General features: G+C 47.6%; 9 protein-coding genes. 6 read left to right on the forward strand and 3 right to left on the reverse strand.

All coding sequences use genetic code 11. The features are described 5' to 3' along the window. Positions 1 to 14: 14 nt before the first annotated feature. The 3 genes from M3090_RS05195 to M3090_RS05205 are packed head-to-tail and all read right to left on the reverse strand — an operon-like array spanning position 15 to position 6316. On the reverse strand, positions 15 to 1412 hold the full coding sequence (locus M3090_RS05195) for a DUF4960 domain-containing protein (protein WP_249054356.1): 1398 nt from the start codon (positions 1410 to 1412) through the stop codon (positions 15 to 17). A gap of 31 nt (positions 1413 to 1443) precedes the next feature. After that, positions 1444 to 3180, reverse strand: coding sequence for a RagB/SusD family nutrient uptake outer membrane protein (locus M3090_RS05200; RefSeq protein ID WP_249054358.1), 1737 nt, complete (start codon positions 3178 to 3180; stop codon positions 1444 to 1446). A 28-nt stretch (positions 3181 to 3208) separates the two neighbouring features. Beyond that, the gene (locus M3090_RS05205) at positions 3209 to 6316 is read right to left on the reverse strand and encodes a SusC/RagA family TonB-linked outer membrane protein (RefSeq protein WP_249054456.1); all 3108 of its coding nucleotides are present in this window, start codon (positions 6314 to 6316) and stop codon (positions 3209 to 3211) included. 303 nt (positions 6317 to 6619) lie between these two features. Between M3090_RS05205 and M3090_RS05210 the strand changes: the two genes are divergently transcribed. The 6 genes from M3090_RS05210 (at position 6620) to M3090_RS05235 (ending at position 12626) form a co-directional block, all read left to right on the forward strand. Next, complete coding sequence (locus M3090_RS05210; RefSeq protein ID WP_249054360.1) at positions 6620 to 6868, forward strand: surface protein; 249 nt, start codon at positions 6620 to 6622, stop codon at positions 6866 to 6868. Continuing rightward, positions 6858 to 7199, forward strand: coding sequence for a type II toxin-antitoxin system RelE/ParE family toxin (locus M3090_RS05215; protein ID WP_249054361.1), 342 nt, complete (start codon positions 6858 to 6860; stop codon positions 7197 to 7199). The genes M3090_RS05210 and M3090_RS05215 overlap by 11 nt, the downstream gene beginning before the upstream one ends. Positions 7200 to 7290: 91 nt before the next feature. Further along, entirely contained in the window at positions 7291 to 8475 is a 1185-nt protein-coding gene (locus M3090_RS05220; RefSeq protein ID WP_249054457.1) for an aminopeptidase C, read from the forward strand. Positions 8476 to 8563: 88 nt separating this feature from the next. Beyond that, positions 8564 to 10468, forward strand: coding sequence for a fimbrillin family protein (locus M3090_RS05225; RefSeq protein WP_249054362.1), 1905 nt, complete (start codon positions 8564 to 8566; stop codon positions 10466 to 10468). 133 nt (positions 10469 to 10601) lie between these two features. After that, positions 10602 to 11495: an electron transfer flavoprotein subunit beta/FixA family protein gene (locus M3090_RS05230; protein ID WP_249054363.1), complete on the forward strand. Its 894-nt coding sequence runs from the start codon at positions 10602 to 10604 to the stop codon at positions 11493 to 11495. Between the two features lie 111 nt (positions 11496 to 11606). After that, positions 11607 to 12626: an electron transfer flavoprotein subunit alpha/FixB family protein gene (locus M3090_RS05235; RefSeq protein WP_249054364.1), complete on the forward strand. Its 1020-nt coding sequence runs from the start codon at positions 11607 to 11609 to the stop codon at positions 12624 to 12626.

Here is a 12626-nt window from a genome sequence, read left to right on the forward strand (position 1 = left end):
ATGCGTATTTAGAGTTATTCTTCAGATAAATAGTTAAGGGCATTTTGTGTCATCGTCGCCACATTGGCGTGGTACTGGTCGGCCGAGGCATCCACCCCGTAGGAATACCAGTCGTAAGCGCCCGAACCGATGCAGACGATGCGTCCGCCGGCAGCGTTCTCCGGATATTCCCAAACCACCACCGCGCCGTCGCCTCCATAGCCCAGGTCGAGGCCGCCGTGCAGGTTGCGCCAGTCGTCCAGCGTGGCATAGCCGCCCCAGTCAGCGCCGATGTGCCACTGGGCTGTGCTGTTGGTGATGCGGTAGCCGGCGTCGCAGGTATAGACACCGTTACGCCCGTCGATGCTGCTCACCACGCCTTGGAATACGGGGTGCGAGGCGTTGTCGTCCACGTAGAAGCTCCACGGTCCCTTGGTAATCTCACCGTTTTCTTCTACCTGCCCCCAGCAATTATTGGGATTGTTGCCGTCGGCGGTTGCTCCCATGTCCACCGCGTAGTAAGTGGCGTAGCGCGATAGCAGCAAGCTGCCTCCGGCCTCATAGAAGTCTCTCATGGCGGTCACGGCCTGTATGGCAGCCGGGGCAGACGATGTGAAACGGTCACGGTTGTCGATGCCGCCGTCGATGTGCAAGTGCCACCACATTACCCGACATTCGCTCAGGTCTACGCGGCCCGTGCGCACATCGTCAAAGGAGACGTACTGTGAGTTCGCAACGTTCTGCAACATCCAGTTGGCGGCTTCCTGTTCCTCCAGGTTCAGTTCAGAGATACTTGTGGCTAAGCCTACGTAGACAGCGCTCGGCGCGTCAGACTGCTCGACCGTCACAGTATAGGTCGCCGAGGCCGTTCGGTAAGTGACGGTATATTCCACCGGTTCCGTGAAGTCCTGCGCCTCACCCGATGCCGGAGTCACCGTCGCACCCTCGGACAAGCCGATGGCAGGCACCATGTTCGTCACATCTTCCGTGGTCGGCACGCGTACCAGGATAGTCCGGTTTGTCTGGTTGATTACCCCTATATAGCTCCCGTTCAATACAAAGGAGGTAATGCTGGCCGCGTCATGCTGCACACTGACCGTATAGTCCAGGTAAGCGTCGCCGTTGCGTACGGTGACCGATTGTGGATAGGTAAAGTTCAGCACATCTCCCACCCGCACCGAGGTCTCCGCTCCGGCAGAAGCGGTAATGGCGCTTACCGTCATGGCACTCACATCGTACGTCTCGGGCACGCCCACTACGACCGTCATGGCGTCGTTGTCAATCACACCTTCGTACTCATCCAGCGTGAGGCTCTCCAACCACGTGTCGCCATCCAGGCGCAGGTTGGACGTATTGTCGTCGTTACATCCGGCAACGGCCGTCAGCAAGGCCGTCGCTATGCAGAGTTGTTTGAAAAAGTTTATCGCTTTCATATCTTTCATCGTGATTAAGGGTTAAAACATATTACCAGTTACCGCAATTCTGCGTGTACAGCCCGTTGCTCGCACTGATTTGCGCGAAGGGGATGGGCAGGTACTCGTTCTTGTTGACGGTAAACGCAGCGTTCGTATAGATGGTGCAGTTGTCTGCCTCTTGCGCATAGTAACGCGTCAGTACCTCGGCAGCTTCGCCCCAGCGCACCAGGTCGAAGAAGCGGTCACATTCCATGGCCAGCTCCAGGCGGCGCTCGAACTTCAACAGCGTCAGTGCCTCAGCCTGCGTGTACGAGCCTGAATAGGGACGCACGTTGAAAGTGACGTTGTAATCCGCCGGATAGTTCGAAATCATCGTGGTGCTCTGACGGGCGCGGTTGCGCACTTCGTTAATCAGGTCTATCGCCTCCTGTATGCGCCCGTCGTTTAGCTGTATCAGTGCCTCGGCCCTCATCAGGAGCACGTCGGCATAACGCAGCACGATGTGGTTCATGGGACTGCCCCAGTATCCGTTCCCTCTCACTATGTAGTCACCGTCCGGGTCAACGTTCTGCTTCAACGTCACGTAGTATCCATATAGCCCGTTGCTACGACTCCATGTCGATGAACGGTCCATGATATAGTTAGCATTGAACTCATACGGCAGACCGGGCATGCCCACAGTCAGGAAAAGGCGTGGGTCCGCCGTCTCCGTCGTCATATCGTAATCGGAGTCGTTGAACGTATCGAAATACGGGTGGCCGTCGGCATCCGTGCGGAAAGCGTTCACCAAGTTCTGGCTGGGCTTGTAGAAATCACACCCTCCGTCGGTCACACCGGGAATGTTGGGGACAATCAGTCCGTAAGCCCAATTACAGTTACCATCGGTCGTCCCGTCATTCATCGAGTACTGCATGGCCCACACAGACTCGCATCCGTTCTCATACTGAGGTTCGGGGCGGAAGTTGTTATGAAAGTCCGCTTCCAGCGCATAACCGCCCGCGCTCATGATGGCGGGTTCTGTGTACTCTACCACACGCTGCAAGTCCTCCGTATTGATAGACGTCACTTCGTTAGTCTCCGGATTGTCCTGCCGGTATGCCTTATACAAGTATGTCTTGGCCAGGTAAGCGGCGGCTGCCCCCCGGGTCGGACGGCCTTTGTCGGCCTGCGTGTCGGGCAGGTTATTGTAGGCGAACTCGAAGTCGTTGGCTATCTGCTGCCAGCCTTCGTCGTTGGTATAAGTCGTGTTGGACAGATTGTTATATTCTTCCGGCGAAAGGTTCTCGTCGTTGGCAAACACAATCTTCTTGTAGAGCTGTTTCAGCAGGAAATGGCCGTGGCCGCGCAGGAAACGCATCTCGGCAATGCGCTGTCGCTTGAGCGGATAAATATCCTCGTCAAGCTGGTTCAACAACTGGAGAGCGGTATTGGCTCTCGAAATACAGTTGTACAAGCGTTGCCACATATCGCTGATGTTCCATGCCGTAGTCATGATACCCTGCGATATCTCCAGCGCGTGGAAGACGTCACCGTCCTCCGTGCCGTTTCCTCCCTTGTATGCGTCATCCGAACGCACGTCATAGTTCCACATGCTGAAAGAGGAGTTGATATCTTCTGCCGATATCCAGATAGCGTAGGCCGAAATGACCAGGTTGTCCACGTATTCAGGATTCTGCAACTGTTCGTTATCTATGGTGCCCTGCGGAACTTGCTCGTCCAGGAAATCAGAGCAACTGCCACACATGATAGCCAATCCCAATGCTGCTGTATAGAATATTTTTTTCATAAGTGATGTCTTTTTTTATCTGGAAATATTAGAAACCTACATTGATACCGAAAGTAATGTTCAAGGGAATGGGATAACCGTAGTTCGGATTCTCCGGATCGACTCCGGTAAAGTCCTTGCTCTTGATGGTCCACAAATTCTGGGCGCTTACATACAAGCGGAGACGGTCCATCTTCAACTTCCGCGCAAACGCTTGCGGCACGTTGTAACCCACTTGCAGGTTGCGCAGCTTCAGAAACGAACCGTTCTCTACGAAATACGTGGACACGCGCTTCTCGTTATTAACATCGTCGCGAGACACTGCCGGGATATCCGAGCCCGGATTGGTCGGCGACCACGCATCCAGCAAACGTTTCCCTTTGTTCAGGTAGCCGATGTTTAAACCGCTCCACAGGTCGGTTTCCTTCTTCAAATCACTGATGATGTCCACACCCTGTACACCCTGCCAGAACATGGTAAGGTCAAAGTTCTTGTACTCCAGGTAGATGTTCAAGCCATAGCTGAAGGCAGGAGTCGGATCATAAATCCACGTCTGGTCGGCTTCGCTGATAATGCCGTCGCCGTTCAAGTCGCGCCAACGTATACGTCCCAGACCGGCACCCTCTTGCGTGGCATGGTTATCAATCTCATCTTGCGACTTGAAGATGCCGTCGGCCACGTATCCCACTTGCGCTCCGTTCGGGTGCCCCACCACGCTCTCAACTCCGTTACCGCCGAATGTGCCATTGGCAGCAACGGTAGCAGGCAGTGCGGTAATCTTATTGCGATAAGTAGAGATGTTGGCATTCAAATCGTACTTCAAACCAAAAGCGGTTGTGTTCCGATAGCCAAGATTCACCTCGAAGCCTCTATTCTCCATTTCTCCGGCATTAATCCACTGGGTACTACCCTCACCCATCGCTGCAATGCCGGCCATCTGCACGAGGATATCGGTCGTCTTCTTGTAATACCAGTCAAAAGAGCCGTACAACGTTTGATGGAACAACGAGAAGTCGAAGCCCACGTTCGTCTGTGTGGTCGTTTCCCACTTGATATCGTCGTTTCCTATCTGGTCGCGCTTGAATCCAGACTGCAAGATACTACCGCCATTCGTACCGGCAATGTCGTAAGACGTGCCATAAGTCTGTCCGCCGAACGAAGATGTACCGTAGTTGGGTACGTAAATGGTATAGCGTGCAATGTTAGAAATTTCCTGGTTACCGGTCTGCCCCCAAGAGGCACGAATCTTCAAATCGTCCAGCCATGCAATATCTTTCATGAAACTTTCATTACTGATTCTCCAGCCAGCAGATACCGAAGGAAAAGTAGCATAACGATTATTTTTACCGAAGCGCGAAGAGCCATCACGGCGCAAGGTGAAAGAAAACAAATACTTCTCATCATACGTATAGTTCAACTTACCAAAGAAAGAGACCAACGAATAGCCTTCGCCCGAGCCGTAAGCTTGCGCGGTGCCGACGCCCGCATCTGGCCACATATAATCAGGATTCAGAATGGCAAAATCTTCTCGGTAACCGGAAAAGTTATTGTCATCCTCACGGTTCAACTCTATACCTACCATCGCGTCACCCCGATGTTTACCTATTTCAAGATTATATGTACCCACTAAGTTCCACATCCATTTCGTCCAATGTTCTTGCTTAGCCTCTACTGCATTCGTGCTATTGGCGACGTTGCCTTCTGTAATAGGATAAGTGAAAATACGTTGCTGCTTCTGCGCATAATCCAAGCCAAAGGTAGTGCGGACATTAAATCCCTTGAAAGGATTCAAGTTTAAATAAGCATCACCGAACATACGCCAGTAAGTATAACGGTTATCTGAATTTCTGTCCAAACGGGCTACCGGATTCTCACGGTCGGGATAACCTCCTACGGGACCTGCATATTCCCCGTCAATGGTATAAACAGGTAAGGAAGGATTAAATTGCAATACATTCTGCAAGAATCCACCAGGCGACTGCACCTCAGACGTGCGGTTTAACGTGAAATGCTCACCAATAGTCAGAATCTTATCTATTAGATGATACTCAGTATTCATACGAGCAGAGAAACGTTCAAAATCAGTCTGCTTAATAATACCCAAGTTTTTGTAATAACCCAAAGAAAAGAAAGAGGAACCTTTCTCCGAACCATTGCTCACAGACAAATTATACTGCTGGATAACACCTGTACGAGTAGTCTCATCGAACCAATCTGTATCGGCAGAAGGAGTCGTATTATCCGAATCGAGGAAACGGGACATGCTGATGCCGTTCAATTGAGGATAACCGTTAGTGTCATATCCCCAATCATATTTATAGCCCAACGGATTGGTATTCGGATCATAACCTCCATTGACATACGCTTGCCACATCACACGCCCGTATTCTTCAGCGTTCAGCACCTCCATCTTATTCGTATACATAGATGCAGAGACAGAAGCATCAAAATTAATCTTTAATTGTCCTTCCTTACCTTTCTTGGTAGTAATAATGATAACACCATTTGCTGCACGAGAACCGTAGATAGAAGCAGAAGCAGCGTCTTTCAACACTTGAATAGACTCTATATCATTGCCATTCAACTCATGCATACCACTTTTAGTCGGAACACCATCAATGATATAAAGCGGGTCATTATTGTTCAAAGTACCAATACCACGAATACGGACTGTCGTAGAACCGCTCGGATTACCATCAGCAGTAATATTCATACCCGGAACTCGCCCTTGCAACGCTTTAATCGGGTTGTTCTCATTCTGCTTGGCTATTTCATCTATATTAACTACAGAAATGGCTCCCGTCAAATCTGCTTTACGCTGAGTGGTATAACCCGTCACTACAACTTCTTCCAGCATCTCGTTGTCACCCTCCATTTCAATACGCAGAGAAGGCGCAGCCTTCACCGACACGGCCTTATACCCTATGTAAGTAATAGAAATGGAAGCACCGGTCGGCACAGAGAGAACAAAATTCCCGTCGATGTCCGTAACTGTCCCATTCCGGGTGCCCTCTTCCAATACGGAAGCCCCAATAACTGTTTCACCTGTCGCCTTGTCGACGACCGTTCCTTTCACTTGCATCTGCTGGGCAAAAACCGATAGCCCCGCAAACAACAGCACCACAAAGGTGCAAATCCTTAATTTGATGTTTCCCATCATATAAGCATTTTAAAGTTAATAATAAAGATTGATTCATTCTCGGTAACTTCATCGTCCCACTCCAGGAACGATTTCGTGAGCAAAAGTAAGAAGTTTGCGGTAATCGGGCTGTCACATTTGTTACAAAGGCTTGTAATCTGGTTACATGTAACAAAATTGACAGGTTTTGTAACCAAATTACCAGCCAAAATAGGCAATTGCGCCAATATAGCAGAGTTCAGAAACTTTTTCCGGCAGGCTTGACGGAGTTATTCCGAGACAATGCGTATCTTTGTACATGGAATCAAACTGAATAGAACGATGAAAGCAACTATTTCTTTAGACAGCCTGTGGCAAACCATCCAATCCCTATCGCTCAACAACCAAAAGTGGTTGTCCTGTAAACTGCAAGAGAACATCCGCAAGCAGGAAGAAACGGAGTATATCAGCAAGAAAGAAATCCTGGCCGGGATAGATGCCGGACTGAAGGAAGTGAAATTGATGAGAGAAGGCAAGCTAGACGTCATCTCTGCTGAAGATTTCTTAGAAGAATTGAGAAATGAAAAGTAAAATCAAACCCTTGCCAACGTTCATGCGTGAAGCCAAACGACTGAAAAAGCATTATGCCTCCTTCACGGATGATTACGCCCGATTGCTTGAAGAACTTCATGCCAATCCCACCCTCGGCACCGACCTCGGAGGCGGATTGCGCAAAATCCGCATGCGTATCGCTTCGAAAGGACAGGGCAAAAGCGGCGGAGCCAGAGTCATCTCTCTCACCGTGATTCTTTCTGTGGAAGAGACGGAAATAGATTTGCTCTACATCTATGACAAGGCCGAACGCGCCAGCATCTCTGCGGCAGAAATAGACGACCTGCTGAAAAAAAACGGACTAAAATAAGAAATGAGAACAAAAATGCGTTCTGCTCCCACATTTTTATATTACCTTTGCCCGAAAATACATTAATTAAACACAATAAACTTACCCAATGATGAGAAAATCCGTACTTATCGCCGCACTGGGACTGATGTCCCTCTCTGCGGTTGCACAAGACACCCCCAAAGAAGAGGGCTTCGTCTTCACCACTGTGAAAGAAAACCCCATCACCAGCATCAAGGATCAAAACCGTTCCAGCACATGCTGGAGTTTCTCCAGCCTGGGCTTTCTGGAGGCCGAACTGCTCCGCTTGAACAAAGGGACTTATGACCTCTCTGAAATGTTCGTCGTCCACCACACCATGGTAGACCGCGCTGTCAATTATGTACGCTACCATGGCGATGCCTCCTTCTCGCCGGGCGGTAGCTTCTACGACATCATGTATTGCATGAAACACTACGGATTAGTGCCCCAAGAAGCCATGCCGGGCATCATGTACGGTGATTCACTTCCCGTACACACCGAACTGGACGCTGTCGCAGAAGCCTACGTGAAAGCCATAGGCAAAGGACGCTTCAGCAAACTGACTCCGGTATGGAAAAATGGAATCAGCGCTATCTATGACACTTATCTGGGTAAATGCCCCGACACCTTCACCTATCAAGGTAAAGAATATACGCCGAAAAGCTTCGCCGAATCTCTGGGCATCAACCCGGATGATTACGTGTCACTCACTTCGTACACGCATCACCCCTTTTATACACAGTTTGCTATCGAAATACAAGACAACTGGCGCAACGGCTTGTCATATAACCTGCCCATCGATGAACTGATGGCCGTGATTGACAATGCCATCAAGACCGGCTATACCTTTGCCTGGGGAAGTGACGTCAGCGAACAAGGCTTCACCAGAGACGGCATAGCTGTCATGCCAGACGCAACCAAAGGTGCAGAACTGACCGGAAGTGACATGGCACGCTGGACTGGCCTGACCGCAGCAGACAAACGCCGTGAACTGACCTGCAAACCCATGCCGGAAATGGAAATCACTCAAGAAATGCGTCAAGAAGCTTTTGACAACTGGGAGACGACTGACGACCACGGCATGGTAATCTACGGCATTGCCAAAGACCAGAATGGCAAGGAATATTATATGGTAAAAAACTCTTGGGGCTTAAGCGGCAAATACAACGGCATCTGGTATGCGTCGAAAGCATTTGTTGCATACAAGACTATGAATATCTTAGTTCATAAAGATGCGCTCCCCAAAGACATCAAGAAAAAATTGGGAATTAAATAAAATAAAAAGTATACGCGAAAGGCCTTTTGAGGCGATGCAATCATCAGGCCTTTTGCGTATGTATCCAACCTTATTAATATCTGATATCATGAAACATCATTTTATCAAACGGGCATCCATATGGACGTCCACAAGCATTTTAGTGTTGTTTACCGCGTGTGTTAACCAGATTGAGTCGGAAACCGATATCAAAGAAGGCAATATTCCAATCAATTTCTCCATCAAAATAAAAGAGACAGCTACCAAAGTCAGTGAGAACGCATTTGAAGCAGGAGATGAGGTAGGAGTATATGGCATATTAACAGGAAACCAGATAAACGACGAACGTTATATTGACAATCTTTTGCTAAAGTGCACTACGGGAAATAACCTGATCCCGGAAAAGCCCGTCTTTTACCCGGAAGGAGACGCTACCCTTGATTTCATAGCATATCATCCATATCAGCCAAACGCTATATCCCCTAATAGTTCTACTATCCCCATTTCTATCCACTCCGATCAAAGCAACTCTTCTAATCGCTCTTCCAGCGATTTTATGACCGCAGTAACTGAAAAAGTAAGCAATTCGAACAGCAGCGTATCGTTGGAATTCCACCACCGACTGACTAAGTTGAAAATAAGTTTACTGCCAGGAGAAAACGAAGACATTGATGAAATGTTGGCTGCCAATCCACGTATTATAGCCTCCAATTTCTATACACAAGCGAATTATGACTTTACGACAGAAGAGTTCAGCCAATTCGACCACATAGCCGACATCATTTCCGCCGGAGAATGGAAAAAGACAGAAGGAAAATTGAGCGGCAAAGAGTTCATCTTTATCCCACAAGATATAGATAATACGCAAAGCTTTCAAATGGAATGGAACGGACGGATATATACATGCCCCATGCCACCCATAGACAGGTTGGAAAGCAATAAACAATATGAATTAGAAATCAATGCGGAAGAGACGGAAAGTCTGGAACTGGAAGGCGTAGTAGCCACCATCAAAGACTGGGAAGATGGGATTCCTTTAGAAAATGTAGAGAATGAATACACCAATCAAGCTTTGCACTTATCGGTACTTAGCTTCGAACCATCAAACATCTATCGGATATATATGAAAGGCAGAGAAGTAGCTGAAATATGCAAAGAATATCTGACCGGCGACCTTAACTCTACGGCTATCACAGCCTATCCCATACGCAACGGCATGCCCGATTTAACACAAGGTACCGTATTGCAGCTACTTGAGACGACCGAAAACATCAACGGAGGCACCATCAATTGGAATCTCGAAGAAAATACGTTTACTTATGAAGAAGGTAGTCTGCCTATCATTCGTCAAATATATTTTGATGAAACTGGTACCTTGCAAATAAAAAGCTCTACCCCACCAGCAAGCATCAACGTTGTGGCATATACATTAAGGGACATGCGAGATGTGACTGAAATCATTAACTATCCTATAGTAAAAGTGGGGACACAATACTGGATGCGAGAGAATCTGAGAGCAACCAGCTATGCTAATGGAACCTATATCGAACCGCAAGAAAAGCTAGATGGAACAGCGGGCTATTTCAACACGGGCGATATCTATTTCTACAACGGAGAGGCATTGGAAGCAGGAGAAATAAGTCCGGAAGGATGGCAACTGCCGACAGCAAAAGACTGGCAAACGTTGAGCAAATACGTAAACAAAGATGCATCCCTGCTGAAAGGAGGTGAATGGAGAATACTGAGCAGCGACCCCAATTCAGAGATAGGAAACCCAGTCAGCAACCTCACCATGTTTAGCATATTACCTTTAGGCCAATGGAGTCACAGTGGCGGTCATGTTAATCTAAACCAAGCTGCAGGCTTCTGGACCTGGGATTATGAGACAAATTCCATAGCAAAAGAAACTATATTCTTTAGTGGACAAAGCGACGAAATGCAGATAGCCTCCACGCAGGCAAGTGGTCAAAATTTCAGCAAAGCTCTCTCCGTCCGCTGTTTAAAACGTGAATAATCCTTTCACAAAACCTCTTTTCTCTTTTTTTTCGTATATTTGCGCGCTGACTCATGAATAACAGGGATGGAACAGACATCCCTATTATTCCTAACGAGAAATTAATCACTATAAACATATTAAAAGTAAAAACATGAGTTTGAAAATCGTAGTATTGGCAAAACAAGTTCCCGACACACGCAATGTCGGGAAAGATGCCATGAAAGCCGACGGAACCATCAACCGTGCGGCCCTTCCCGCTATCTTCAACCCTGAAGACCTTAATGCTTTGGAACAAGCTTTGCGGTTGAAAGAGACACATCCGGGTTCTACTGTAACCATGCTAACCATGGGACCTGGACGTGCAGCCGAAATCATTCGTGAAGGTTTATATCGTGGAGCAGACGATGGCTATCTGCTGACAGACAGGGCTTTTGCAGGTGCCGACACTCTGGCTACTAGTTATGCACTAGCTACAGCCATCCGTAAAATCGGTGAATATGACCTCATCATTGGAGGACGCCAAGCCATAGACGGTGACACCGCTCAAGTAGGTCCGCAAGTAGCTGAAAAATTAGGATTGGCTCAAGTAACATATGCTGAAGAAATCCTGAATGTAGATGAAAATGAGAAAAAAGTCACAATCAAGCGCCACATTGATGGTGGAGTAGAAACAGTAGAGGCACCATTGCCCTTAGTAATCACTGTCAACGGAAGCGCTGCTCCTTGCCGTCCTCGTAATGCCAAGTTAGTACAAAAATACAAACGTGCTTTAGGTGCCCAAGAAAAAGCAGCTTTAACCAAAGATGGCATCACTCTCCCTTATGCTGATTTATACGAGCAACGCCCTTATTTGAACATTGTAGAATGGAGTACAGCCGATGTCAATGCAGATCTTGTACAATGTGGCCTCAGCGGCTCTCCAACCAAAGTGAAAACAATCCAAAACATCTCTTTCCAAGCAAAAGAAAGCAAGACGTTAACTGGCAGCGACCAAGATGTGGAAAGTCTGATTGTAGAACTTTTAGAAAACCATACTATCGGATAATTCATCTTTGTCAGCTACAGCAACAAGTAACTACAGCAACAAGTAGCAAACGAGAAAGCAACAATAAAAACTTTACAGCATTTGCAACTTGCTGCTAAAAAACTAAAAGACATGAACAACGTATTTGTATATCTTGAAATAGAAGGCACCACCATTGCCGACGTCAGTTTAGAATTGCTGACCAAAGGCCGCAAATTGGCCAACCAATTAGGCTGCCAACTGGAAGCCATCGCAGCTGGCCATAATCTGGTAGGCATTGAAAAACAAGTAATGCCCTATGGTGTAGATAAATTACACATATTTGATGCTCCCGGGCTATTCCCCTACACTTCTTTACCCCACTCATCTATCCTGATTAATTTATTTAAAGAAGAGAAACCTCAAATTTGCCTGATGGGAGCTACTGTCATTGGGCGTGACTTAGGGCCTCGCGTATCTTCTGCACTGACCAGCGGTTTAACAGCAGATTGCACAGCCTTGGAAATCGGAAATCATGAAGATAAAAAAGAAGGTAAAATTTATGAGAATCTGCTTTACCAGATTCGCCCTGCTTTCGGAGGCAATATTGTAGCGACCATCGTCAACCCTGAACACCGCCCTCAAATGGCTACTGTTCGAGAAGGTGTGATGAAAAAAGAAATTCTAGATGAAAACTACCACGGCGAACTCATCAACCATGATGTGGCCAAATATGTTCATGAAACAGATTATGTAGTAAAAGTCATTGACCGTCATGTAGAAAAAGCGAAACATAACCTCAAGGGTGCTCCCATTATTGTAGCCGGAGGCTATGGCATGGGGTCAAAAGAAGGTTTTGACATGCTGTTCGAACTGGCCAAAGAATTACATGCTGAGGTGGGTGCCAGCCGTGCTGCTGTAGACGCAGGATTTGCTGACCATGACCGCCAGATTGGCCAAACAGGCGTAACAGTACGTCCAAAACTTTATATTGCCTGCGGCATTAGTGGACAAATCCAGCACATTGCCGGCATGCAAGAAAGCGGCATTATCATCTCAATCAATAATGATGAAAATGCACCTATCAATACAATAGCCGACTACGTCATTAATGGCACAGTGGAAGAGGTTATTCCCAAAATGATTAAATACTATAAATCCCACAGTAAATAA

Origin of the sequence: Bacteroides sp. ET71 (assembly GCF_023336905.1) — a bacterium.
Classification (GTDB): domain Bacteria; phylum Bacteroidota; class Bacteroidia; order Bacteroidales; family Bacteroidaceae; genus Bacteroides.